Below are 25082 nucleotides of genomic sequence, written 5' to 3' on the forward strand. Positions count from 1 at the left end.
AATGCCCGAACAAACGAATATGCGCTCCAGAACGCCCATGGCACCGTCTCTTCCGGGTCAGCAGCCGCGCGACCTGAATGCGGTGCCGCGGCGGATGAGAGCAATCAACGACGACCGCCGGCTCGCTTGTGGGCGACAACGTCGACACCGAGATGGCGAGGCTCAGTGCTTTGACCGGCGCTGTTGCCACGAGCCGACAGGCGCCGGGGATGCGCGCACCTGCCAGACAATGCGCATTACCCGTTGCCGGGAACACATCTTGTTCCCAGGGGGCCGCTAATCGCGGGCCCAGACAAGATCTATCTCTGGCACGCAAACACGGAGATCAAAAAATGAAAATGCTTCAAGACAAGGTAGCCATCATCACCGGCGGTAACAGTGGTATCGGCAAGGAAACCGCTCGGCTGTTCGCCAGTGAAGGGGCCAAAGTCGTGATTACCGGCAGGCGGCAAAACGTTGTGGACGCGGCTGTCGATGAGATCGGCAACGGTGCCACCGGCTTTTGCGGCGATGCTGCCGACATCGCCGATCACCAGCGCCTCGCCGCAAGAGTTCGCGACCAGTTCGGCGCAATCGACATTTATATGGCAAATGCCGGCGTGATAAACCTCCTGCCTTCTTCCATGGTGACGGAAGAAGAATATGACCGCCATTTCGCCACCAATACGCGTGGCGTCTTCTTTGGAGTCCAGACGTTGGCTCCTCTCATCCGCGAAGGCGGAAACATCATCGTCACGAGCTCGCTCGCAGCGACGAAAATCCTGCCACAGCATACAGTATACGCGGGATCGAAGGCCGCGCTTGCGGCCTTCGCACGCAATTGGGCGCTTGAATTCAAGGATCGCAAGATCCGGGTGAACATCCTGAGCCCTGGCCCGGTCGAGACGGAGATTCTTGGCAAACTGGGCATAGGTGAGGCTGAACGTCCCGCGTTCGAGCAACAGATGTCGGAGCTTATCCCAGCGGGCAGGCTGGGGCGTCCTGAGGAACTGGCGCGTGCAGCCCTATTCCTGGCGGCCACTGGAACGTTTGTGAACGGCATCGAACTGCACGTGGATGGTGGAATGTCGCTCACCTGATGACACCGAGGTCGGTTGCTGAACCCTTCTCGGCAACCGACCGCCTCCGCACAAAGTGGTAAGCCGTCATTGATCGGTGCCGCTCGGCTTCACTTCAAAGGCTTCAGGTTTGAAGCCGTGGTGCCGAATTCCATCGAATGCGGGTCGGCGCCTTTTGCCAATCAGGGGTTGTCGAAGGCGCGTCTTCCTAAGCGGCCCGGTCGAGCAACGCTGGTGACTGGACGGGTCATTTCCGGATGAATGTGCGGTCCCTGGACAGCGTTCGCCCCTCCCGCGCGCGCTGTTGCTCTGTCCACACCTGCCGTCAGCGGGGGGCGCCCATACCTAGGTTTGGGTTGAAGCATCCGGAAAAACCAATCCAAATCACGCGTAGCCTCAGGGAATGCGCCTGATGGCCACCGCCGCATTAGGAATGTGGGCAACGGACAGCAGTCGAGCGGCGAAAACACATCCTCCGGCAAAATTAGAAGGACAAGGGAATGCACAAGATCGCAAAACTGGCTTTGGCTTTGGCGCTCTACACCACGTCGGCAATACCGGGCTTCACGCAATCGAATAAGCCGACGATCGTCCTGGTTCACGGGGCGTTCGCCGATTCGTCGAGCTGGAACGAGGTCATTTCACATTTGGAAAAGCATGGATATCCGGTCCTAGCGGTGGCCAATCCGCTCCGTGGCGTAAAGCGCGACGGGGATTATGTCCGGCGTGCCGTGAAGGACATCAAGGCGCCAATTGTCCTTGTCGGACATTCCTACGGCGGCTCTGTGATCAGTGATGCCGCCGCCGGCATGGAAAACGTTCAAGCACTGGTCTTCGTGGCCGCATTCGCTCCGGAAATCGGGGAGTCGGCGGTGGATCTCTCGGGTAAATTCCCGGGCAGCACACTCGCCTCGGCTCTGGGTGAGGCGGTCGCACTCGCCAACGGGGAGGGCAAGGACCTTTACATCGATCAAAGGAAGTTCCCGGCGCAATTTGCAGCCGACGTGCCGTTGGCGGAGGCGAAGCTCATGGCTGCGACCCAGCGCCCTATCACCGATGCGGCATTGGCGGAGCCCGCTCCGAAGGCGGCATGGAAGGAAATACCATCCTGGTTCATCCACGGAGATGCCGACAGGAATATTCCGCCCCATACGCTGCAGTGGATGGCCGACCGCGCAAACTCCAGGAAAACAGTTGTCGTTAAAGGTGGCTCACATGTCGTCATGATCTCTCATCCCGGCGAAGTTGCAAAGCTCATCGAGCAAGCCGCGTCGGCGAAGTAATTCTTTGCTGCGATGGGCCGGTGTCGGGAGGCGGGTTCCCAAACGATCGTCCATATCGCGTAGCGTGACTTTGGCGCGCGCGCCGCCTCTCCAAAGGTGGCCGGGCGACGCTCCGGCCAGCATGGGTCGCGATCTCCTAAACCTTGGTTTGGGAGGCACAGCCCAACTCTCGGTGTTACCCTGTTGCCTATCGAAAGCAGGAGAGAAGAATGGAACCCCTCAGATACACCGTCCTTGCCATGGTATGGTTTAACATACTGCTCGCCGCCTGGCTCTCGGTATACATGCTCTATGATCCGGAAGGATGGTATTATTTCGTCCCCGGAGTAACCGATACGGGCCTCTACAATCAGCATTTCATTCGAGACATCGGCATCATTCAGGGTTTCATCGCTCTGGCCTTCGCGATCGGCTGGTTCAGGCCGGGCCGCCGAATCGAGCTTTGGGGAGCTGCAACTCTCTGGCTGATCGCACACGCCATCTTTCATCTCTGGGAAGTTGCGGTCGGGATATGTTCGGCTTCCGTTATCCTGCGCGATTTTCCTGCTGTGAGCTTGCCGGCACTTTTCGGCATTGCCGCCACTGGCTGGGCATGCGCTCGCGGTCAAGGATTGGCTACTCTGCCAAATGCAAAAGAGATCGTCTCCTGAAAGGACGAAATCGTTCATGGAAAGGGCGATGCAGTTTGCACCGCTCTTTCCATGATCTAACCGAACGGAAGCTGCGGGTACTCTCTAACCGGCAATGCTCTTGGTAAGCCACTCGTGGAAAGACAGCTTGCCAGAGATGGTTTGCTTCATGGGCAAAAGCCCGTCTGGAGGTAATGCCACACCGAAGTATAGTGCGTCCTTGTCGAGACTGACCGGGCGATTGTCCGCGGTGGCAGTGAGCAATTCGCGGGCCAGATCGGCGAGTTCGATGGATTGCGGTCCGCCAAGTTCGACGATGGTGTTTTGCGGCACGGCCACCGCCAGCTTTGTGATCCAGTTTGCCGCTTCGTCTGCTGAGACCGGACGTACGGCGATCGCCGGCAGGCGTAAATCTCCGTTGACCGCCGCAGCGTTCACGATACCGCTGAAGAACTCGAAGAATTGGGTGGAACGGACGATCGTGTAAGGCAATCCGGAGGACCGGATCAGGTTTTCCTGGACGAGTTTGGCGCGGAAGTAGTCATTCTCAACCATGCGGTCCGTTCCCACGACGGAGAGCGTCAGATAATGCCGGACCCCGGACGTCTTGGCTGCTCCGAGCAGGTTCTTCCCCGATTGCCTGAAGAAGGTCAGCGCATCGCCATCTCCGAACGAGCCGGAATTTGTAACGTCGATAACGACATCGACACCTTCCAGTGCCTTTTCCAGACCCTCACCGGACAAGGCATCGACCCCTGTTTTCTTCGATGCAGCCACGACATCGTGTCCGTCCCCTTGCAGTCTGCCGACGATCCTGGAACCCATGGCGCCGCTCGCGCCGATTACCGCTACTTTCATCCCGAACTCCATCCGATACATGCCGAGCGGATGATAGGCCTTTGGCCCGGGCGTTCGACTAAACGAAGTTATGGGTTGACCGCCGATTGCTGCAATCTAGCCTCCAATCCCTGCACCTTATCCATTAGCTCAAGTTCCGGTTTCCACGACCCACGTGACAGTGAAGAACATGCCGCAGGGTATAGGACCGCATAGACCAAGGTGTACGGTCACGAGCTCCCTCATCCGTGTTAAATATTGCTTCAACGGCAAGACAAGCCGTCATAACCTTCGCTGTGCGTGCGGGTTTGAACCGTCGGTCGGACAACGCCATATCTCGAATGTATGACGGGCCGTTGCGCGATAAAAGTTGAGGGCAATCTGATGCAACACACTCAACCCAAGATAGAAGACGCTGCCGAGCCGATTGTGTACGTCGTTGACGACGACGAGGCGATGCGAGAAGCATTGCTTGATCTGTTCATGGTGACCAACAAGCGGGCGACCGCATTTTCCAACGGTCCCGAGTTTTTGGAAACGGCTGACATCTGTGCGCCAGGTTGCCTCGTACTCGATTTCCGAATGCCGGGAGGAACTGGCCTGGATCTTCAAGAGCGTCTGTCGAAGGCCGGTAGTCGTCTTCCCGTGATCTTTCTGACAGGTCATGCGGACATCCTGACGAGTGTAAAGGCGATGAAGGCGGGGGCGATGGATTTCATCATCAAACCTTTCGCCGATCAGGATCTCCTTGATGCGGTGGATCGAGCCATCAAGCTCGATTCCGAACGACGCAAGGTGGACGCGGAACGGAATCGAATCCAAGCATTGGTCGACACCCTCACGCCCCGCGAATTGGAGGTGATGTTTGCGGTCGTCAGCGGGCTGATGAACAAACAGGTCGCGTATCAGCTCGGTATCAGCGAAATGACCGTGAAGCTCCATCGCATGAGCCTCATGCGCAAGATGCAGGCTCGCTCGCTCGCGGATCTCGTTCGGAAGGTCGAGCAAGTTCGACGGAACTGAGAAGCCGACACCAGCAATCGGGAAAAGTTGGCCAGCGGAGCATCGCCGTGCCTTTGATGCGGAGCCACCTTGTCACTTCCTTAGTACCACCACATCAGAAGCAAATTGATACTTTTGCCGAAGGCCGCAAGGGTGGAAATCCCCGTAGCCAGGATAACGCGATTAAGCAAGCCGCACACGCCCCCCAAACCTATGGTTAGCTATGAGCCCAATCGTAATTCCCTAGATTTGCATCTGCCGACAGTCACACCAGTGGACCGACGGATCAAATATAGGAACTACACAATGACACAGCGCATTAATTTCGCGAAGGAATCGCCGAATCTCATGAAGAAGTTCATGGAATTCGTGACGGCGACCAAGGAAAACTCCGTCGAGGAATCCATTCGCAACCTGGTCAACGTTCGCATCGCGCAGCTCAACAACTGCACCTATTGCCTCGACATGCACATCAAGCAGGCGAAGATCCAGGGCGAGCGTGAACTGCGCCTCTACCACGTGGCATCGTGGCGTGAATCCACGCTTTTTGCACCCCGGGAGCGCGCAGCCCTCGCATGGGCGGAAATCGTGACGAAACTGCCGGATCTCGGCGTTCCCGACGAAATCTATGAACGCGTTCGTTCGCATCTCAGCGAGAAGGAAATCTCCGATCTCACTTTTGCTGTCATGTCGGCGAACGCGTGGACCCGCGTAAATGCCGCGTTCAAGTCAGTACCGGGCTCGTCCGATGCCATGCTCGGCCTCGACAAAGCAGACCTGAAGTAATTAACGCGGCGCACCCGACTGGTGCGCTTTCCAGCTGGAATTCTCATACTCAAGGAGCGAACTATGAAGATCGTCGTTATCGGTGGAACCGGCCTCATCGGCTCGAAATTGGTCAAGCGCCTTCAGGGGAAGGGGCATGAAGTCATTGCCGCATCGCCGGCATCCGGAGTGAATACAATCACCGGCGAGGGGCTGGAGAAGACATTGGCCGGAGCGCAAGTCGTGGTGGACGTTGCAAACTCGCCGTCCTTTGAAGACAACGCGGTCATGGAATTCTTCCAGACATCCGGCCGCAACCTGATGGCCGCTGAAGAAGTCGCCGGCGTGAGGCATCACGTCGCGCTTTCGGTCGTTGGAACCGAACGTCTTCAGGCGAGCGGCTATTTTCGGGCGAAACTGGCCCAGGAAAAGATTATCAAGGAAGCGAAAATTCCTTACACGCTGGTTCACTCGACGCAATTTTTCGAGTTCATGTTCGGCATCGCCCAATCTGGGACCGAGGGTGAAAAAGTTCATCTCTCGCCGGCCATGATGCAGCCGATCTTGTCGGATGACGTGGCTGACGCTCTGGCCGATCTGGTGCTTGGCCAACCTCGCAATGCCATCGTTGAAATTGCAGGCCCGGAGCCCATCAAGATCGCAGATGCCGTCACGAAATACCTCCGGCAGATCGGAGACAACCGGGAGATCGTCGTTGACAACAAGACGCGATACTTCGGCGCTCTTCTAGACGACACGACCCTGATGCCTGCCGCCGGTGTCCGGCTCGGCGCAGTTGGCTTTTCGGAGTGGGTCAAGACGGCCACTCCGCCGCCCGCGCGCTAACGCCTTTGCCGGAGCCGATGAAGGCTCCGGCTCTCCCTCGCATGCGCGAGCGCTCGTACCGTTTTGCTCGCTATTAGCACCTATCACGGTCAGTCTATTCCCTTGCCGAGGATCGCATCAACGTTGCGATGAAGTCGGTAAACAACTGCAGGCGGAAGCTCGGCAATCTGCCTGATGCATGCACAGCCTGGAACGGAACCGTTGGCAATTTCACGTGCGGAAGGAGCTCGACAAGAAGACCCCGATCGAGATCGTCCTGGACCGTCCGCTTTATCAGATGTGCTGCACCGACGCCGCTCAGCGCCGCATCGCGGATGGCCGTGGCTGAATCCAGGTCGATCCGGCCTGACGGCAAGATGCTGCCGCCGTCAACAAAGCCGATGGGATAAGGTTTGCCATCTGCGACATATCGGGCGAATGGTATGTTCTTCAGTTGGCCAAGGCTCTCAATATCTCCATGCTTACGGAGAAAGGAAGGCGATGCGACAAGCGTCATGTCGAGGTGCGAGAGTGTCTTGCACATCAGGCCTGCCTGCTCGACCTGGCCGACCCTGAATGCCACGTCATAGTTTTCCCTCAGGAGATCGACGTGCCGGTCCGTCATGCCAACAGACAACGAAATCTCCGGGTACATCGGGACGAACTCGGTGAATATCGGTTCCAGAATCATCCTGCCGAGTTCGCTGGGCAAACTGGCACGCAGATGACCTGCGGGCGCCCGATAAGACTGAACCGTCTCTGCCGAACTGTCGATCTGCTCGAGCAACGGCATTATCTTGTCGTAGAAGGCTTCACCTTCCTGCGTCATCGCCAGAAGTCGGGTCGAGCGGCGGAACAGATGCACGCCCAGCAGGCGTTCCAATCGCGAAATGCTTTTAGAAATTGACGATGGCGTCGCTCCGAGGCTCCGCGCAGCCGCACTGAAGGAGCCTGTCTGAACCGTGCGAACGAATGCTATCAGTCCGGTTGCTTCCCTCAGCAGCCTAAGCATGTCGTGATCTCCGACTTGTTGTGACGCTCTGATCGTTGGCAGGGCGCCGCCAGTCTTACCGCTCTCTTCCTGATCGAGACATCAAACAGAAGTTTGGGTTGCCTTGCATGCGCCAGAAGCACCTATCAAGCTTTGTCGAAGCGATCGGCGACATGGACGCCGGGCGAAACGACCCACTCCGTCCGATACCTTCTATCCGTGCCTGTCGCCGTTCGCCTAAACTTAGGTGTACGAAACGAACGTATAGCTACAACCAATCGTATCGATTGGTACGGTTAGTCGCCGGATTTGTAGATCGATGAAGTTTAGATCCTCAGATTTACACGGTTTATTTTCCAATATTTCTTTGAATAGGAGATGAACATGAACCTGGGTTCCACCACGCCGACGCGGCGAGACATGATGACAGGCACACTGGGTATTGCCGCCGCCACAACGGCAGTTGCCGCCAGCTCGGCGCGAGCCAAGGAGCCCGCCAAGGGTGCCGGACATCGGTCCGATGGCGAATACGTCACGTCGAAAGATGGTACTGCGATTTTCTACAAGGACTGGGGTCCGAAAAGCGCGCAGCCGCTCGTATTCCATCATGGATGGCCCCTCAGCGGCGATGACTGGGACGCCCAGATGTTGTTCTTCCTCGGCAAGGGCTTCCGAGTCGTCGCGCATGACCGACGCGGCCACGGTCGCTCCGCCCAGGTAAGCGATGGACACGATATGGATCACTATGCAGCGGATGTTGCTGCTGTGGTAGAGCACCTCGATCTTCGCAACGCGGTTCACATCGGTCACTCCACCGGGGGCGGTGAGGCGGCTCACTATGCGGCCCGCCATGGAAAGGGGCGCATTTCCAAGCTTGTCCTTATCGGCGCTGTCCCCCCGATCATGGTCAAGACTTCGGCCAACCCTGGCGGCCTTCCAGTCGAGGTCTTCGACGGCTTGCGCTCCGGTCTGGCGGCTGACAGGTCTCAATTCTACCTCGATTTTGCCGGCGGCCCCTTCTATGGTTTCAACCGGGAGGGAGCGAAACGCTCTGAGGCGATGGTCCAAAACTGGTGGCGCCAGGGCATGGCTGGTGCCGCAAACGCCCACTATCTTGGCATTAAGGCGTTCTCTGAAACCGACTTTACTGACGATCTGAAATCAATCGATGTACCGACCCTCGTACTCCACGGAGATGACGATCAGATCGTCCCGATCGCAGACTCCGCCCTCCTTTCGGCAAAGCTCCTGAAGAACGCGACGCTGAAGGTTTACAAGGGTCTTCCCCATGGGATGGCGACCACCCACGCCGGTCTTATCAACGAGGATCTGCTGGAATTTATCGCGGCTTGATGATGCGAGAGGGTGCCGTCGGCGCCCTCTCTTCCTCGAAAGCGTATCGATACCTATTTAGCGGGCGGGTTATCCCCGCCTGTAAGGCACCTTTGAGGAATTTTGCGGCATCGAACCGGCGGCAAGCCAAACAGACGTATAGCTATTCGCCCGAGGATCGCTTGGGCACGATGCTTGCGTCGCAGCAAAGCTTGTTTGCGCGTGGAAAATTTCATTCCTCACCATGGATGATGGACAATGACCCAACGCCTCAATTACGCTCAACTTTCGCCGGACCTCTTCAAGGCTCTTATGGCGCTTAGCAACGAAGTCAAGAAAGGCACGATCGAGCAGTCTATTCTCGACTTGGTCGACATTCGCGCATCGCAGATCAACGGCTGCGCGTTCTGCCTCGATATGCACTCCAAGGAAGCGACTATGCATGGCGAGCGCCCGCTTCGCCTTCACCACGTTGCCGTGTGGCGCGACTCGACCCTTTTCTCCTCCCGCGAGCGGGCAGCGCTTGCCTGGACCGAAGCCTTGACCAAGGTCTCTGATAGCGGCGTCCCGGACGAGCTCTACGAAAAGGTCCGGGGGCAATTGTCTGAGAAGGAAATTTCCGATCTCACCTTCCAGATCATGGCGATCAATGCATGGAATCGCGCCAGCATCGCGGTCAAAGCTGTGCCCGGCTCCGCCGACAAGGTTTTCGGCCTCGATAAGGCGCAACTGGCCTAACGAGCAATGGGTGGCCGGTGACCTCACGGCCGCCCTCCAATTCACTGCGGTCCTGACCTCGGTCAGCGACCGCGATGGGACCTCCTATCTCAATCGCCAGCTGCTTCAATGGGCCGGCATCGAGGATAAGGAGGGTGGAGCGACGCAAAAGTGCCAACCAGTTGGCAGGGTTGATCGTCGAAATCGTCCACCCGGACGATCGTAAACGCGTTTCGGGCCAATCTCGATCGCTCGTTCAAGTCGAGTGCTGACGCGCGAGCCGCTGATGGCTGAAACAAGGACGGGTAGGAAGGGATGTCGATCGAAGCGTCGACGTTCTCATCTTGCGGCTGAGACGCAAGATTGAAGAGAAGCCTTCGAACCCGCTATTGATCAAGACGCTGCGTGGAGCCAGGTATCTCCTCGACGCGGACGTGTCCGTCATTACCCAGGCTCGACAGCGGTGATACTGACACTGCCAATCTGCCACCAACCGGAGTTCGTTGTGAAGTGTCGCTCGAGGCATGCACGTGCGATGTTCACTGAAGCAGTTCGGATTTTCTCACGAGGTCACTGAGAGAGCGGGCCTGCATCTTTCTCATGGCGCTCCCGCGATGAAGCTTGACCATGATTTCGCTGATCCCCAATTCATAGGCGACCTGCTTGTTCATCAGCCCATCTGTCACAAGCTTCATCACTTGTCTTTCGCGCGGTGTGAGGCTTGCCGCACATTCGCGAACATGTCTCCGTCTGAAAGCGATTTCACGCTGTTTTTTGCCTTCTTCGATCGCCGTGGTGACCGCGCTAATGAGGTCGTCTGGCTGGAATGGCTTCAAGAGAAAGTCGATGGCTCCCGCTTTCATGGCGGAGACGCTCGTCGTCACGTCTCCGTCTCCAGTCATGAAGACGATTGGTACATCGAAGCCGGCTTCCGACAGCCTCCGCTGAAATTCTATACCGCTTACGCCCGGCAAATTGACATCAAGCAACAGGCAACCGACAGTCTGTGGGTCGCCCCGGTGGTCGAAATCGATTGTGTCGACGAAGGCCACGGCCTGCATCCCTACGGCTTCGAAAAGTTCGAGCAGCGACAAGCGAAGTTGCTCGTCGTCGTCGATAATGTTTACCACCGGAATGTCGGTGATTGTCTCAACGGTGTTTGCGTGTTCAGGCACGGCATCGCTCCCTTAGTTGTCACGCTTCGACACTTCGTGGACCGCGATTTTACTCCAAGGGACTAAGCTGGCTATAAAACCAACGTTTGCTTCGTTCGAGCGGCGGCGGCCGAGCTGCCTCCGCCGTCGGCAATCGAACTCACACCTTCGTTCCTACAGCAAGCTGTACCTTCGTTTGGGTTCCTGCGTGTCCGTGCGAAGGCTACAGCCTTGCACAGTGGCTCCCGTCGTTCTGTGCCGCCGCGCTGACGCGAGTCTCCCATATTTTCGCGCGATGCCGGCGAACCGTTAATCGGAGCAAACCATGCCGACGCCCCTTCCTTTAGTGCCGCTCGTAATGCTGAACCTGCTTGGGGTGGCGGGAATCATAGTATGGCATCTGCAGGGACGAGGTCGTCCCAATGCACGACTTATCGTTCAGATCATCTTCTTCGCCGCGATGACGGCAGCTCTTTTCACTGCACAGGTTGCACCTTTTCGGTTTGAGAGGATCCACGAAGCAGTGTTCGCGCGGTTTCTCGTCGACTGCGGTAAGGTCTTGTGGTGGACGCACCTTGCCTGGGCAGTGATCGGTTTTACGCGCATCTACATAGTGCTGGACAAGCGCCCCAGGGAAGCGCGTCTTATCCAAGATCTCCTGGTGGCCGTCGTCTATCTCGGCACTACTCTTTCAATGATGGCCTTCGTCTTCGGCGTGCCGATCGGTACACTTCTTGCAACCTCCGGCGTCGTGGCGATCATTCTGGGCCTTGCCTTGCAGAATACGCTGTCGGACGTCTTCTCCGGCATCGCCCTGACGATTGGGCGTCCCTATGTTCTGGGCGACTGGATTCTGCTGGCAGATGGAACCGAGGGAAGAGTTGTCGCAAGCAATTGGCGGGCGACCTGCATCCTTACATCGGCAAACAATCTCATCGTGCTTCCAAATAGTGTGCTTGCGAAGCTCGGCCTGACGAATTTCAGCCGCCCGACCGAAACGCACCAGATCAAACTGCCAATGAGGATCGCTCCTACACTCCCACCGGGCGTATCGATGGAGGTCCTGAGTCTGGCTCTCGATAGCTGCAAGCTGATTTCCAAAGAGGTGCCGCCAACGGTGGCGCTCAAAAAGATGGATGCTATGGGCATAGACGTGGAGCTGCTCTTCTATGTCTCCGCTCCGGGCGAACGCGTGGCTGCATGCAATGAGGTCATCGATGTTGTCTTCCGCCATTGCGCGGAAAATGGCGTCTCGCTCGCGATGCCGGCCGGCTCCTATGTGTTTGGCACACAATCTCCCATCGGGAGCCACCTGACGCCGACGATGCTCTCTACGAGGGAGTTGCTGCGGGCCGTGCCTGCTTTTGCTGCATTGCCTCTCGACGAGCGCAACGCGCTTGGTAGTCAAGCGACGACCCGCCAGTTTCCTGCAGGCGCGACAATCGTGGCAGAGAATGAAACGTTTTCGAGCTTGATGATCATACAGTCCGGTGTCGTTTGCAGGCGGCAAAACGGAAAGGATATCGAGCGGCTTTATCCTGGCGAAATCTTCGGCGCGCGCCATCTGCTTTCGGACACACCGGAGAGCGGCAGTTTCGAGGCGCTGACCGAAATCTCCGTCTCCGTCATCGCAAAGGAGGCGCTCGATAAAGTTGTCGGATCTCACCCAGAATTGGCGGAAGATCTCGCATCGAGGCTTTCCAGGACCATATCCGACGGGCAATCAGATACTCCTCCCTCCCAGACGGAAAAAACACCCGTTCTATGGGCTATGCCCAACGGGTAGAGATTTAGATCCGTGTTGAGTTTTCGACCGTTCGGTGCCGCGAAAACCCAAAGCCATAGTGGCCGTTAACGGCGGCTCTGTATAGCGTTGGCCCGGAACGTTGTCACGGACACGCCTTCCGGCTCCGCGTCCCAACTTCGGCAGCACCTTGACTAACTTCCGTATAGTTTCGGCTCCTATCACCTCGGTCTAGCATTGCGACACCTCATGTTTCCCATGTCTTTGCCCAAGGGAGCTGGTGGTGAGTGAGATGTAGATGGAATTGGCTCGATGCCGTCGAATGAGGTCAGATGGTTTTCTCGCCGGGAAGCGCAACCTTTACTGGAAGTATCGGAGTACTGCCGGCACGCGGGTGTAGATGAGGCGGAGGAGCGGCGGCTGATTACCTTGCTGGGTCGATATGCGTCCCGCCACGAGCTACAGATGAATATCATTCGCTCGCTTCGCCGGGTTCGCTAGTACCCAATTATCGCCAGTCCCTGTGCGAAAGATATCATACGGGAAGCGTTATCTCGAAAACAGTGCCACCCCCGGCGGCATTCTCAGCCTTGAGAGTGCCGCCATTTGCCTCCACCATGCTGACGCAGATGGCGAGGCCGATCCCCAAGCCGTATGGTTTTGTGCTCTGGAATGCTGCAAACAACTTACCCATGATAGCAGGCGATATCCCCGGGCCGTTATCCATGACGGACATCCTAACCGAAGTGGTGCCTGCCTGCGCCAAACCGATCCGGATCATTTTCCTGGCGCCGTCCATGCTCTCCATCGCCTGGATTGCATTGGCGATCAGGTTAACTAACACCTGCTGAAGTTCGATCCTGACTGCGTTCACAGCAGGCAAATCCCTTTCGGACTCGACGCGGATGTCGACCTTGCCGCGAAGCAGATCCGGCGTCATCAATGCACAGGTTTCGTCGACCAGCGACATCAGATCCAAGACCTCTGGCATGCGTCGTTCTTGCCTTAGCAGGCGCCGGGTATTCTCGATAATGTCGCTTGCGCGCTTGCAGTCCCGCACCATTCGTTCCGCTGATCGCCGCACCGCGACGAGGTTTGGCGGGGCCCTGGACAACCACTTCAACAGGGTTTGAGTGTTGACAGTCAGAGCGGCGAGCGGTTGGTTGAGTTCGTGGGCAAGCGAGGCAGATAGGGCGCCCACGGTTGCGGCTCTTGCTGCTTTGGCCAACTCGGCCTGCGCCTCCAACAGCGCCTTCTGTGTCATCTCTCGTTGTGTGATGTCGACCATTCCGACAACGACGCGGTCAAAGGCAGCCGTGTCTTCCGGAAAGCGCAGACTGATGATCACCTGCCGGGCCTCGGCGTCGTGCCTGACGATAGTTCCGGTCTGCTCGAGGCTTTTTCGTTCACTGAAAATCGCATCAAGGAGGTTGATGGTCGTTTCACGGTCGGCCAGGACGTGTCCTGTCATCGCGACGGTGATTCCCTTTGTCGCTACATGGCCAAGCAGTTCGATGGCAGCATCGTTTGCAGCAATCGTCCTGATCAAACGGGCGCATTTTTCCACGACGTCAGGATTACCAAGGGCATGGGATCGAAAGTCGGCGACGCCTTCACGCTTGAGTGACAAAAGATAGGTTCTTACTGAGGAATAGTCGCGCTCCCATAGGGCGACCCGGCTTTGTTCGAAGATCGAGCGATAACGGCGCTCGCTGTCGCGAAGCGCCTTGTTCGATGCGATGAGCTCGGTGCGAGCTGCAGCGTTCCTGAGGATGAGTGCACAGGTAACGGAAATGGCTGAAAGCGATACCGTCAGGCGAAGCAGACTGGAGATGTCGAAAATGAAGCCGTGACCCATCGTATGGGAGACGAGGGTCAGAATATTACATGTCACGCCTACGAAAATCACTCCATGTCGGCTCAGCAAGCCCGCCGAGAGTAGCATCACGATTACATAGAGCACCGCTATCGCGCTCTCGATTTGAGTAAACGCATCGATGTAGAAGACCGCAGCACCAAGAGCTGCGGCCGCAACTGTATTGACGATATCGTGAGGCGTAGCGTTCTGGACGCCACCCATGGTCACCGGGTTTTTACGGGTCTGTTGATTGCCGTTTTTCGCCGAGCGACGCCGATAGGCGGAATTGTCCAAGGCGATACGGGCATGATCGGGGAGTGGCGTCAAAAGCGGTATGTCATCAATGCTTGTGTCGATGGATAGACGCTATCAGCAGCCGGCTGCGGTGAGGACTATACTCGTGGATAGGTGCAGCCGTGATCTTGCCGGCCCACCTGCAGCCGGGTCGGCGTCCCCCTATATTTCATCAAGCAAAGGCTCCAGTCATCGAAACCGATGCGTCCCAGAGACGCCGTGCCGCAACAGGATCGATTGCCCAACTTGCAACCCCCTTGCTGCCTAATTCGCCGTTGTAGGGTTGGGCGACGCCGAAGTCTTCGAGATATTCACCTCCAAACCCGTCAAGCTCGAGGCTGGCACCTGCCCAGACCATTGAAGCGGCGCCTTGTTGCGGGGTCTTGCGGCCGTTCGCCGGATCGATGCGCAGGTTTCCGTCTGCATCGTATGCGTCGAACCGTGCCAAGTATTCCGGCGTCAGGTGCCTGACAATATCGGTCAGGATTTGGCCCGGATGCAATGAAAAGGCGCGCACGCCGACTTCGCGTCCGCGCCTGTCGAGCTCAACTGCGAACAATGCGTTTGCTGTTTTGGCCTGACCATAGGCGAGCACGCTGTCATAGGCGCGGCGGACGAAATGGATATCGTCGAAATCGATACCTCCCGCCTGATGTGCGCGTGAGGAAACACTGACAACACGCGCGCCATTCGCGCGCGTGAGCGCCGGCCATAGAGCCGCGGTCAGTTGGAAATGGCCGAGGTGATTGATCGCAAACTGCCCCTCGTGGCCGTCCGAGTTGCGCCACAGTGGGGTTGCCATGACGCCGGCACTATTGATCAGCATCGATATGGGTCGCCCACTGGAAACGACTTCTGCCCCGAATGCCGCAATCTCGCTGGGAACCGAGAGGTCCAGGTCAGCGATCGTTACGTTGCGCAGATGTGCAAGATTTCGTTCGGCCTTTGAGCAGTCCCGCGCCGGAACGATGACGGTAGCGCCGACGCTGGCAAGCGCGCGTGTTGCCTCCAGACCTAGACCTGAATAGCCGCCAGTGACAACGGCGGTCGTGCCATTTAGGTCAAGCCCTTCGACCACCTGCTGTGCTGTGCTGGCAACACCAAAACGCGAGTTAATGAGATTCGGATTGTGCATGTATGGCTCCGTGATGCTTGTGCCAGGGATATATCGGCACTACCTCTGGAGGATCCATCATCAAGGCGCCAAAGTACTGTCGTGATCGTCCAAAAGCCCAACGAAGATGCACTCTCATCCATTCTGGAATGTCTTGGCGCCCGAGCCCTCTGCTCGATGCGATTGGAGGCTGGCGGGAGTTGGGCCGTCCATTTTCCCTTGCCGCGGGTACTCAAGTTCGATTTTGTTCGGCGCGGCGAATGCTGGCTACGCCTCAGTGGCGCCGAGCCATTGCGGATCAACGCTGGTGATTGTATCATCGTAGCCGGCGTCCACTATGAGCTTGCCAACGATCCGGATACGCCGGCCCTTCCTGCACAGGAGGTGTTTTCGCCAGCGGGACCCGCACAAATCGGCGCTGTGACGGACTTCACTGTCCTCGGTGGGACGCTTCAACTCGACGCTGGCGACGTTCTGTTCGTAACGGGCGTGTTACCTTCCGTTGTCGTAATACGGGCGGATGAAATGGCACCAGTAGGGTGGCTATTGGAGCAGCTGGATCACGAATGGGACAGCGGCAGGCCTGGAGCTCGACTGGCGAGTAACGACCTCATGCGCCTTGCTTTCATTCACGTATTGCGTGCGCATTTGGCGAAGCTCGACGAGGGCGTCGGATGGCTTCACGCTCTGATTGATCGAAACTTGGGCCCAGCGATGCGAGCCATTCACGCAGATCCGGCTCGTGCCTGGACGGTCAGCGAACTGGCGCGCATCGCCGGGCAATCGCGGTCTGGGTTTGCGGCAAGATTTCGCGCTCATGTGGGATTGTCGCCAATGGACTATATCGCCCGTTGGCGGGTGAGATTGGCATCCGCCAAGCTCCGCGGAAGCAATTTGCCGATATCACATATCGGCCAGGAACTTGGATTTGCGACTGACAGTGGATTTAGTGCCATGTTTCGCCGGGTGATGGGCATGTCTCCCCGACAATACCGCCGGAAGCAGGCCGATCTGCACACATGATCGAGGTGACATAGTTCTCCGGAGTGATAGGGCTCCTGGAAGAAGGAACCAATCGCCAAATGCCTCGTTCACCTTAAGATTGTTTTAACGAGAAGTGCCGTGACAATGCGTTGTGCTTTCGCTAGCCATTGGTGCAGGTGGAGAAGATTGCATGCCGCAGTCTGTTCAAGTGACAGTGCATGGCCAGGAGGACCGTTCATCCATGGCAATCGATGGGGAACAGGAACAGCAGACAAGTAAACAGAGACCCGTCGTTGCAGTCGTCGATGACGATCCGGTTGTGCTCGAAGCGCTGGAAGACTTGCTGGAATCGGCCGGTTATTCTGCGCGCGGGTTTCCGTCTGCCGCGTCTTTGCTTTCCAACGGTCTCTCCGGGTTGGATGTCATAATCACCGATATTGGAATGCCAGGAATGGATGGCTTTGAACTCTGCGATGCCGTGAACTCTGTTCGGCCGGAAATGCCGGTTTTCTTGATGACCGGCCGCCACGACATTGAAGGCAAACGGAGCGAAACATCGAACTTGGGGATATTCCGCAAGCCGTTCGACACCCGAGTTCTTCTTGCGGCGGTCAAAGACGCATTAGCTTGACGAGATGAAAGCGAAGGGATGCCGGCGACAATGTGCGAGCCGCTTTCCACTCGGCAAGATCTCTCTTGCCTGCGCGTGGCGCAGACCCGAAGCGTTCAAGATCTTTCTGCCGATGGATCGCAAGCCAGTCCTTGAGGTTGGAGATGCGCAAGTTCGCGCCGGGCGTGCGCGGGCGCTGCATCGCCCGGTGCGCTTCCTCCAGTCCTCCGGCAACGGCTTGGCTGGATGCCAAGAGGGCAGCCGCGACCAGCAGATTCGGCAAGTGAGCCGAACGGCATGGGCAACATTGTCGGACGCGCCTTCCGTTTTCGGGTGATCGGACCGGTGCTACTCCCTGCAGTCTATCGCCATTCGAAATCGCAAAAAGGTTTCCAAGAAAGGAAACTGTTGTTGCGTCGATGGAAGGGCAGGTCTATAAGTTTCCAATGTTGGAAACTTAGGAGTGACCCATGCTGACGCTCTACATCCACCCACTTGCCTCCTTCTGCCACAAGGTTCTCATAAGCCTTTATGAAAGCGAGCTGGTCTTTGAGGCAAGGACGGTGGATTTCTCCGATCCGGGATCGGCCGCAGCGCATTTTGAACGTTGGCCTGTCGGGAAGATTCCCGTGTTGCATGATAGCGCAACAGGTCGCGTCGTGCCCGAGACGAGCATCATCATTGAGTATCTGCAGACGCGATACCCCGAGCAATTCCGCTTCCTCCCTGACGACGCACGGCTGCGGCTGGACACGCGGCTCTGGGATCGCTTCTATGATCTCCATGTCAGTGTGCCCATGCAGAAGATCGTCACGGACCGGATCAGGCCGGCCGGAGCCGGAGATCCGTACGGAGTTGCCGAGGCGCATGAGGCGCTCGAGACGGCCTATGCAATGATCGAGACGCAGCTATCGGGAAAGGCCTGGGCGGTGGGTGACGACTTCACGCTGGCGGATTGCGCCGCCTTCCCAGCCTTGTTTTTCGCATCCGTCGTTCATCCGATTGGAGGCGTGAGGCCCGCGTTGTCCTCCTATCTGGATCGGCTCCTGTCACGCCCGTCGGTGGCGCGTGTAATGGACGAGGCACGTCCCTTCTTCCGGTTTTTCCCTTATAAGGAGGCCCTGCCAGAGCGCTTCCGGGAGAAGACTGAATGAAGAACACACCGCAGACGAATTTCGATCGGATGTTTCATGCTCTCTCGGATCCTTACCGAAGAGCCTTCATCGAGCAGCTTTCGAAGGGACCGGCCGCGGTGAAGGAACTCGCTGCACCAGCGGCCGTGCAACTTCCGGCGGTCCTGAAGCACCTTCGTGTCCTCGAGGAAGGCGGCATCGTCATCTCCGAAAAGGTCGGCCGCGTGCGGACCTACCGGATGCGCCCAGATGCCTTTCGTGCAGTGGGCAACTGGATCGATGAGCGCCAGAGCGAGATGAACGATGCCTTCGATCGACTGGCTATTCTGATGGCGCAAACACCGGAAAAGAAGGATCACTGATGGGAGTCAATGTCGACCACCGCACGTTCGTCATCAAGCGCGCACTGCCGGGTAGCCCCGCTCACGCATTTCGCTTTTGGTCTGATCGTGCCTTGAAGCGACAATGGAATGCCTGTCATCCCGACTGGCATGTGCTGGAAGATCGGTTCGACTTCCGAGTCGATGGTTGCGAACGCTTGGTCTGGCGCATGCCTCAGGGGATCGTTCAGGAGATGACCGCTCATTTCCTCGAAATCGCCGAGCGGCAACGCATAGTTTATGCCTATACGATGCGGACAGATGGCCGAAGCTTTTCTTCATCTCTTGTAACCGTGGAGTTCGAAAGCACGCCTACAGGAACCGAGATGACCTTCACCGAGCAAGCCATGTTTGCAGATGTCAAGCACGCAGAGAGAAGAGAAAGTGGCACAGGCGTTGGATTTGATCGGCTGTACCAGGCTATGGAAGCTGCATCGATTGGGTGATGGGCCTGAACTCCCGCTTTTGGTGCAATACGGGCTTTTGTCGTGCAATTTCTGTTTTTACTTACGCATCATAGCAGTGGCATGATTCCGTTCCTCGAAGCGCGCATCTGACCGGGCTCGGATCAGCTTGGCGGGGGCGCCTCAAACAGAACCTACGTGACGCACCTTGATGGTCCAACGCCGCCTAGCCTTCGCTACCGGTGGCGCTGTTGCACCTCGCGCCAGCCATATTGCCCGTCCGTGACTTTTCCTTCGAGCGCGGCATCAGTTCGATCTGGACATCCTTCATGTGCGACGGGCTGACCGTGTCCGCGCTGATGCCAAAGGTGTCGATGCCGAAACGGTCACCAACGGTTTTTCGATTTTGCCTTCGGTGACTTTCTTGTCACATAGATCGCGGCTGATGCAGCCTTGCTGCACTCGTAGAGGTTTGGCCGCTGTCGTCCAAATCGCCCCCCTCGCTGAGAGGTGTTGCTGCGATTGTCTTGATTTGTCGAGCGAGAGCCGCAAGCTTTTTTGCAAGATCCTGTAATTCGATCGGTGAAGCCGCGCGCTCGCGGGTGTCCTTGACGCTAGGTCCGTGCACGGTGTCCTCCTCTCCCATTGGACATAAGCACAATGTATATTTCAAAAACGGAATATAAGACTACCTCCCAAAACGCGCTATGATCGCGGTACACAGCCAATGGTTTATTTAGCAAAGGTGGCTGTCGCGTTGCCTCGCTATGGCTTGAAGTAGCCGGCTTTCGACCTAAGCGACCGGCATGGGCCGAGCCAAACTTTCTAGACGCGTCAGCGATGATGCTGGAAATCGATGGCGCTTGTAGCTAACAGGGGCCCGGATAATCGTCGCCAGTTATAAGCAAACAAAATCATGGCAGGTTAACGTGAGATCATCGCGACGAGGAATGTAGCCACGACTGCCGTTGATCAGGGTGCGGGTGTAGGGGTGGATAACGGCCCGCTTGATCAGCTGCCGCTTTTCCGCAACTTCGACGAAGCCACCATCCTGCATCATGGCAACGCGGTCGCACAGGTGAGCGACCACGGCGAGATCGTGGCTGACGAGGATATATGTCAGCCCTTCTCGCTCACGCAGATCTTTCAGCAGGTTCAGGATCTCGGCCTGGATGGACACGTCGAGCGCCGACGTCGGTTCATCGAGCAGTAGAATGTGGGGTGACAGAGCCCCCGGGCAATGGCCACGCGCTGGCGCTGGCCGCCGGACAGCTGATGCGGGAACCGATATCGAAAATTCTGTGGCAATCCAACATCTTCGAGTGCTTTGTTCACCCGTTCCTGGCGCCGATCCAGCCCATGGATCTCCAGTGGCTCCAGAAGCGTGCGACCGATCGCGTGCCGCGGGTGGATGGAACCGAATGGGTCCTGAAACAGCTGCGAGCCTAATCACCGGCGCGAACCTGCTGGGTGGAAGGTGGATGATCCGTCGCCTGAGGCGGGGCTGCGTTCGACGAAGTTGGGTTAATCTCGGGAAGGTGATCGTCGAGGGCGAGGACCGGTATGGCGAGGGCGTCAAATGTCGCGGCCCGGCTTCGAGACCGGGCGAGATATGGTCTCGCCAAAGGTCACCAGAGGTTGAGAATAAGCTGGTTTCCGGCCTCGAGCCGATGAGCGCAGAAGGTGAAGAATATCGCGGAACCGGTGCAGGCTTTCCGCGTCATCCTTGAAGGACAAGTTCCACGCCAATCAAAGCGCATGGGCTGTTCGTCGAATGCATAAAACAGCGCCTGGCCGACGACGCGCTTGGCGCCACGCCCGCCGAGCGCTGCCTGAGGGAACCTTTCCTTTGGTTTCGATTTGAATCTTAGAAAGACGACAAAATTGGAGACCAGCTGTGGACTTCGAGACGATCGGCCGTCGGCGTCTGATGATGCGCTTGCCGGCGTATCGACGGCAGCTAGAAACGCTGAAAATCCCAGCCCTAAAGGACCTCCTAAAGGCCTACGGGTTCGCGGCCATTCAGAGGGACCAGGTGCGTGCGGTTGAAGGCCACAAAACGCGCCATGCCCGACTGGATTGCGACTGCGCGAGGATCGAGATGGATGTTGTTCGGCTGCTCACGAATGTCGCCGCCCGGGCCGTAAAGGCATAGACCCCACCAGGAACTTTTCTTAGCAGTCAGAGTTGGACCGCTGCGGTTACTGCTTGTGGCCAAAACGGAGCAAGAAAATGAACCTGGAAAAGATCGGCAGAGCACGCATGATGCTACGGCTGCCTGCCTACGGGCGCTTACTTTCCGAGTTAAGAAGCCGATCGATGATCGAGATTTTCATTGCCTATGCCGAGGCGTCAATCCAACTCGATGTGCTGCGCAGCACCGACACTCCCGATGGGGTCTTGATTGAAGAATACGACCAGATTTGCTTGAAGATCGAAAACAGTATCGAGCCATATCTGAGGATGCTGACCGAGCAAAGCCTTACAAGTCACGCGACCAAAGAAACGCAGGCGCGATAGCACGCATCAACTACCCGGGAACCGCAGTAGGAAGCAGCTAAACTTAGCCGCGTTGGATCTGAACGAGAATGGGGTTCGGCAGGATCGAAACGCGATCGTCGGAATGCCAGAAGTTGCCGCGGGTCAAAACGGCCGCAGATGAACCGGCATTGGTTCGACGACAATCATCGCGGCGATCCCGATTGCCCGTTCTGTGTAGTAGGCTGCATGACGTTCCGTCGGGCGGCCCTCCACCGCCGTGTTTGCCGTCAGTGCGCCCCCGGCGGCGAGGGGATAGGGATTGAGTTGGTAGTGCCTCGGCCACCTCGCGCTTTCGGGGCAAAGGCCGGCCACCCGGAGCATGCAGCGTTTGGGCGACCGACCAGTCATGTCACGCGGCGGTAGCTGCGACCGTCATTGTGCGATCGTAGGCTTCATGCGCATTGACCATCGCACCGGCCAGCTGGCGAAACGTGACGGTGCCGAGAGGCTTGCCGGAAGAATCGACGACGGTGATGTCGCCTTCGGGTGCAGCTGTGAGCGCACGTACCGCCTCTTCGATCGTGAAATCGGCGGGAATCCGTTGCCCGCTATCGACAGCGCCCGCCCCAAGTGGCGTCATGATGGCCTCAACATGCACGACGCGGCCCCGGTTCACCTCCTTCACGAAGTTCGCGACATAGTCGTCGGCGGGTCTCAACACGATATCCTGGCTGGTCCCCTGCTGTATGACCTCGCCGTCGCGCAGAATGGCGATCTGGTCGCCGAGCCTCAAAGCCTCGTCGAGGTCGTGGGTGATGAAGACGATCGTCTTCTTGATCTCCTTTTGCAGGTCCAGAAGCACCGTCTGCATATCCGTGCGGATGAGCGGGTCGAGTGCCGAATAAGCCTCATCCATCAAGAGCACCGGTGCGTCGTTGGCAAGCGCCCGGGCAAGGCCGACGCGCTGCTGCATGCCGCCCGACAGCTGGTTCGGGTACTTCTGCTCGAAACCTCTGAGCCCGACGCGCTCCAGCCATCGCATGGCGGTATCGATGCTCTGCGCGTGAGACACACTCTGGATTTCAAGGCCGAAGATAGTGTTGTCGAGCACGCTGCGGTGCGGAAGAAGGGCAAACTTCTGGAATACCATGGCCGTCTGGTGACGACGGAATTCGCGCAAATCCTTATCCGGCATCTTCACCACATCGATGCCGTCGACGAGGACTTCGCCGGCTGTCGGGTCGATCAGCCGGTTGATGTGGCGGATGAGCGTCGATTTGCCCGATCCGGAAAGCCCCATGATCACCTGAATGGAGCCCGACGGCATTTCGATGTTGATGTCGCGAAGTCCGAGCACGTGTCCGTGCCGCTCATTCAGTTCGGTCTTGGTCAGACCGCTCCTGACGGCCTCGACATGAGCCTGCGCATTCGGCCCGAAGATCTTGTAGAGATGGCGGATCGCGATGCCGCCGAAAGCATGGTCAGCCATGGACAACCTCCCGATGCTTCTGGAGCCGTTCACCATAGGCCTGACTGACACGGTCGAACATGATAGCAATGCCGACGATGGCAAGGCCATTGAAGATGCCGAGCGTGAAGTATTGGTTCGCGATCGCTTTGAGCACCGGCTGGCCAAGACCTTGAACGCCGATCATCGAAGCGATGACGACCATGGCGAGCGCCATCATGATGGTCTGGTTGATGCCGGCCATGATGGTTGGAAGCGCTAGGGGCAGCTGCACCTTGAAAAGCTTCTGTCTGTTGTCAGCGCCAAAGGCGTCGGCCGCCTCCAGCACATCCTTGTCGACGAGACGAATGCCGAGATTGGTGAGCCGGATCATCGGCGGGATGGCATAGATGACAACGGCGATCAGACCGGGAACCTTGCCGATGCCGAGCAGCATGACGACGGGTATCAGGTAAACAAAGCTCGGCATGGTCTGCATCACGTCGAGCACGGGATTGACGATCCGCTGGACCTTGTCCGAGCGCGACATCAGAATGCCGGTCGGCAGTCCGATCGCGATCGACAGAACGGTGCACACGAAGATCATCGAGATCGTCCGCATCGTGTCGTCCCACATGCCGAAGTAGCCGATCAACAACAGCGTCGCGAGACAGCCGCCGACGATCCGCAGGCTCCTCGTGGCTGCCCAGGCGATGACCAGGATCAGGAGCGTGATGATCGGCCAAGGCGTCTTGGTCATGAACCGATCGGCGGCGATCAGAAAATGCTGCAGGGGCGTGAAGAAGCCCTCGATCAGGTCGCCGTAGCTGCGCGTAAAGCCGCGAAAAGTCTCGTCGATGACCTTCTTCAGATCTCGAAGTGCGTTGTCGTTCATGTGAGGAAATTGATAAAACCAGTCCATTCGGTTCCCCTTCTCGAAAGAGCCGATCCGTTCTTGTTGTTATATCGGCACGCACGGTGCGGTGTGCCGAAAGCGCACCGCACCGGCGTTCGGCAGTGGTGATTAAAGCGCAGCCTCGATCTTGGTGGCGGCCTCCGGGGAAACCCACTTCTTCCAGATATCCGGGTTTTCTTCGAGGAAGTGCTTGGCACCTTCTTCGCCGCTCGCCTGGTTGTCGGTCATCCAGGCCATGAGCTTGGCGATCGTCTCATTGCTCCAGGAGCGTTTGTTGAGATAATCCATGACCTCGGGGCCTGCCTTTTCGGAAAAGGGCTTGGCGACGAGCGTAACGATCGTGTCGACCGGCCATGCGCTGGGTTTGGGGTCGGTGCATTCGGCAACCGTAATGCAGCGCTTCCACTCGGCCGTATTGTATGGCACGCCGGCTTGCAGCTGCACCATCTCGTATTTGCCGAGAAGGGCGGTCGGCGCCCAGTAGTAGCCGACCCAGCCTTCCTTGCGTTCGTAGGCCTTGGCGATTGAACCGTCGAGACCTGCGGCGGATCCGGTGTCAACGAGAGTCCAGCCGGCTTTTTCAGCTTCGAAGGCCTTGTACAGCTGTGCGGTTACGACGGTGCCTCCCCAACCCTGCGGCCCGTTGAAGATTGCCCCCTTGCTCGGGTCTTCAGGATCCTTGATAAGATCGGGATGTTTCAGGAGGTCGGGAATTGTCTTGATGTCGGGGTGGGCATCGGCAAAGTACTTCGGGATCCACCAGCCTTGGATGCCGCCGTCGGGAAGGGGAGAGCCAACCTTGACGATGCGACCTTCCTCCGTACCTTTCTTGACCACGTCGGGCAGCAGATCGATCCAGGCTTCCGGCGCGATATCAGGCTCGCCTTTTTCCGCCATCGACGTGATGGTTGGGACGGTGTCTCCGATGGTGATCTCGGCGCTGCAGCCGTAACCTTCATTGAGGATGATCTTGTCGAGGTTGGAAATTACCTCGGCACTTTGCCAATTCATGCTGGCGATTGTGACGCCGCCGCAGTCCGCAGCATTGGCGAGCGACGAACCAGTGACGGTTCCAAGAAACAGGCATGTCGATGCAAGCAAGCGTTTCATTATCGTTCCCTCTT

Annotated in this window: 24 protein-coding genes and 3 pseudogenes; 17 read left to right on the top strand and 10 right to left on the bottom strand. The window is 57.6% G+C overall.

The window, feature by feature from the left end:
- Nucleotides 1-332 precede the first annotated feature (332 nt).
- The 3 genes from ASD52_RS05395 (at nucleotide 333) to ASD52_RS05405 (ending at nucleotide 2991) form a co-directional block, all read left to right on the top strand.
- On the top strand, nucleotides 333-1079 hold the full coding sequence (locus tag ASD52_RS05395; RefSeq protein ID WP_057221631.1) for an SDR family oxidoreductase: 747 nt from the start codon (nucleotides 333-335) through the stop codon (nucleotides 1077-1079).
- Nucleotides 1080-1558: 479 nt separating this feature from the next.
- The gene (locus ASD52_RS05400) at nucleotides 1559-2341 is read left to right on the top strand and encodes an alpha/beta hydrolase (RefSeq protein WP_057221632.1); all 783 of its coding nucleotides are present in this window, start codon (nucleotides 1559-1561) and stop codon (nucleotides 2339-2341) included.
- Between the two features lie 209 nt (nucleotides 2342-2550).
- The gene (locus tag ASD52_RS05405) at nucleotides 2551-2991 is read left to right on the top strand and encodes a hypothetical protein (protein WP_057221633.1); all 441 of its coding nucleotides are present in this window, start codon (nucleotides 2551-2553) and stop codon (nucleotides 2989-2991) included.
- 84 nt (nucleotides 2992-3075) lie between these two features.
- Here ASD52_RS05405 and ASD52_RS05410 read toward each other — a convergent pair whose 3' ends face one another.
- A complete protein-coding gene (locus tag ASD52_RS05410; RefSeq protein ID WP_244497428.1) occupies nucleotides 3076-3840 on the bottom strand; it encodes an NAD(P)H-binding protein in 765 nt (254 codons plus the stop codon).
- 351 nt (nucleotides 3841-4191) lie between these two features.
- Between ASD52_RS05410 and ASD52_RS05415 the strand changes: the two genes are divergently transcribed.
- From ASD52_RS05415 to ASD52_RS05425, 3 genes are all read left to right on the top strand, one after another.
- Nucleotides 4192-4830 carry a response regulator gene (locus ASD52_RS05415; protein WP_057221634.1) on the top strand — a complete coding sequence of 213 codons (639 nt, stop codon included), beginning with the start codon at nucleotides 4192-4194 and terminating at the stop codon, nucleotides 4828-4830.
- Between the two features lie 285 nt (nucleotides 4831-5115).
- On the top strand, nucleotides 5116-5595 hold the full coding sequence (locus ASD52_RS05420) for a carboxymuconolactone decarboxylase family protein (RefSeq protein ID WP_057221635.1): 480 nt from the start codon (nucleotides 5116-5118) through the stop codon (nucleotides 5593-5595).
- Between the two features lie 63 nt (nucleotides 5596-5658).
- Complete coding sequence (locus ASD52_RS05425) at nucleotides 5659-6420, top strand: SDR family oxidoreductase (RefSeq protein ID WP_057223517.1); 762 nt, start codon at nucleotides 5659-5661, stop codon at nucleotides 6418-6420.
- A gap of 94 nt (nucleotides 6421-6514) precedes the next feature.
- On the opposite strand, the gene ASD52_RS05430 is transcribed toward ASD52_RS05425, so the two are convergent.
- Nucleotides 6515-7411 (bottom strand): LysR family transcriptional regulator, encoded by an 897-nt coding sequence (locus tag ASD52_RS05430; RefSeq protein ID WP_057223519.1) that lies wholly within the window; start codon nucleotides 7409-7411, stop codon nucleotides 6515-6517.
- A 363-nt stretch (nucleotides 7412-7774) separates the two neighbouring features.
- On the opposite strand from ASD52_RS05430, the gene ASD52_RS05435 reads away from it, so the two are divergent.
- The 3 genes and pseudogenes from ASD52_RS05435 to ASD52_RS36880 all read left to right on the top strand — a co-directional run.
- Nucleotides 7775-8743, top strand: a complete 969-nt coding sequence (locus ASD52_RS05435) for an alpha/beta hydrolase (RefSeq protein WP_057221754.1) — start codon at nucleotides 7775-7777, stop codon at nucleotides 8741-8743.
- A gap of 237 nt (nucleotides 8744-8980) precedes the next feature.
- Nucleotides 8981-9460: a carboxymuconolactone decarboxylase family protein gene (locus ASD52_RS05440; RefSeq protein WP_057218632.1), complete on the top strand. Its 480-nt coding sequence runs from the start codon at nucleotides 8981-8983 to the stop codon at nucleotides 9458-9460.
- 281 nt (nucleotides 9461-9741) lie between these two features.
- Nucleotides 9742-9906: pseudogene (locus ASD52_RS36880) on the top strand (winged helix-turn-helix domain-containing protein); the annotation flags it as partial.
- 72 nt (nucleotides 9907-9978) lie between these two features.
- Here ASD52_RS36880 and ASD52_RS05445 read toward each other — a convergent pair.
- The gene (locus tag ASD52_RS05445) at nucleotides 9979-10614 is read right to left on the bottom strand and encodes a response regulator (protein ID WP_057221638.1); all 636 of its coding nucleotides are present in this window, start codon (nucleotides 10612-10614) and stop codon (nucleotides 9979-9981) included.
- Between the two features lie 304 nt (nucleotides 10615-10918).
- On the opposite strand from ASD52_RS05445, the gene ASD52_RS05450 reads away from it, so the two are divergent.
- Nucleotides 10919-12379, top strand: coding sequence for a cyclic nucleotide-binding domain-containing protein (locus ASD52_RS05450; protein WP_082571736.1), 1461 nt, complete (start codon nucleotides 10919-10921; stop codon nucleotides 12377-12379).
- A gap of 270 nt (nucleotides 12380-12649) precedes the next feature.
- Nucleotides 12650-12838: a hypothetical protein gene (locus tag ASD52_RS39755; protein WP_082555691.1), complete on the top strand. Its 189-nt coding sequence runs from the start codon at nucleotides 12650-12652 to the stop codon at nucleotides 12836-12838.
- Nucleotides 12839-12872: 34 nt separating this feature from the next.
- Here the strand turns inward: ASD52_RS39755 and ASD52_RS05455 are convergent, their stop codons facing one another.
- On the bottom strand, nucleotides 12873-14522 hold the full coding sequence (locus ASD52_RS05455) for an ATP-binding protein (protein WP_244497429.1): 1650 nt from the start codon (nucleotides 14520-14522) through the stop codon (nucleotides 12873-12875).
- Between the two features lie 139 nt (nucleotides 14523-14661).
- Nucleotides 14662-15624: an SDR family NAD(P)-dependent oxidoreductase gene (locus ASD52_RS05460; protein ID WP_057223520.1), complete on the bottom strand. Its 963-nt coding sequence runs from the start codon at nucleotides 15622-15624 to the stop codon at nucleotides 14662-14664.
- A gap of 81 nt (nucleotides 15625-15705) precedes the next feature.
- Between ASD52_RS05460 and ASD52_RS05465 the strand changes: the two genes are divergently transcribed.
- From ASD52_RS05465 to ASD52_RS05490, 5 genes are all read left to right on the top strand, one after another.
- Entirely contained in the window at nucleotides 15706-16626 is a 921-nt protein-coding gene (locus ASD52_RS05465) for an AraC family transcriptional regulator (protein ID WP_057223522.1), read from the top strand.
- A gap of 202 nt (nucleotides 16627-16828) precedes the next feature.
- Nucleotides 16829-17218, top strand: a complete 390-nt coding sequence (locus tag ASD52_RS05470) for a response regulator (RefSeq protein ID WP_057223691.1) — start codon at nucleotides 16829-16831, stop codon at nucleotides 17216-17218.
- A gap of 449 nt (nucleotides 17219-17667) precedes the next feature.
- Complete coding sequence (locus ASD52_RS05480) at nucleotides 17668-18351, top strand: glutathione S-transferase family protein (protein ID WP_057218631.1); 684 nt, start codon at nucleotides 17668-17670, stop codon at nucleotides 18349-18351.
- On the top strand, nucleotides 18348-18692 hold the full coding sequence (locus tag ASD52_RS05485; RefSeq protein WP_057209084.1) for a metalloregulator ArsR/SmtB family transcription factor: 345 nt from the start codon (nucleotides 18348-18350) through the stop codon (nucleotides 18690-18692). The genes ASD52_RS05480 and ASD52_RS05485 overlap by 4 nt, the downstream gene beginning before the upstream one ends.
- Nucleotides 18692-19156, top strand: a complete 465-nt coding sequence (locus ASD52_RS05490; protein WP_057218630.1) for an SRPBCC domain-containing protein — start codon at nucleotides 18692-18694, stop codon at nucleotides 19154-19156. The genes ASD52_RS05485 and ASD52_RS05490 overlap by 1 nt, the downstream gene beginning before the upstream one ends.
- Before the next feature lie 856 nt (nucleotides 19157-20012).
- Here ASD52_RS05490 and ASD52_RS36890 read toward each other — a convergent pair.
- Nucleotides 20013-20551 (bottom strand): annotated as a pseudogene (locus ASD52_RS36890) (ATP-binding cassette domain-containing protein); the annotation flags it as partial.
- 795 nt (nucleotides 20552-21346) lie between these two features.
- On the opposite strand from ASD52_RS36890, the gene ASD52_RS05515 reads away from it, so the two are divergent.
- Nucleotides 21347-21634 (top strand): hypothetical protein, encoded by a 288-nt coding sequence (locus tag ASD52_RS05515; protein WP_057209221.1) that lies wholly within the window; start codon nucleotides 21347-21349, stop codon nucleotides 21632-21634.
- A gap of 73 nt (nucleotides 21635-21707) precedes the next feature.
- Here ASD52_RS05515 and ASD52_RS39760 read toward each other — a convergent pair.
- The 4 genes and pseudogenes from ASD52_RS39760 to ASD52_RS05535 all read right to left on the bottom strand — a co-directional run.
- Nucleotides 21708-21892, bottom strand: a pseudogene (locus ASD52_RS39760) (NADH oxidase); the annotation flags it as partial.
- A 112-nt stretch (nucleotides 21893-22004) separates the two neighbouring features.
- A complete protein-coding gene (locus tag ASD52_RS05525; RefSeq protein ID WP_057218625.1) occupies nucleotides 22005-23084 on the bottom strand; it encodes a glycine betaine/L-proline ABC transporter ATP-binding protein in 1080 nt (359 codons plus the stop codon).
- Nucleotides 23077-23964, bottom strand: coding sequence for a proline/glycine betaine ABC transporter permease (locus ASD52_RS05530; protein ID WP_057209225.1), 888 nt, complete (start codon nucleotides 23962-23964; stop codon nucleotides 23077-23079). The genes ASD52_RS05525 and ASD52_RS05530 overlap by 8 nt, the downstream gene beginning before the upstream one ends.
- A 102-nt stretch (nucleotides 23965-24066) precedes the next feature.
- The gene (locus ASD52_RS05535; RefSeq protein ID WP_057218624.1) at nucleotides 24067-25068 is read right to left on the bottom strand and encodes an ABC transporter substrate-binding protein; all 1002 of its coding nucleotides are present in this window, start codon (nucleotides 25066-25068) and stop codon (nucleotides 24067-24069) included.
- Between the last annotated feature and the right edge of the window lie 14 nt (nucleotides 25069-25082).

Origin of the sequence: Ensifer sp. Root142 (assembly GCF_001426785.1) — a bacterium.
Taxonomy (GTDB): Bacteria; Pseudomonadota; Alphaproteobacteria; order Rhizobiales; family Rhizobiaceae; genus Ensifer; species Ensifer canadensis.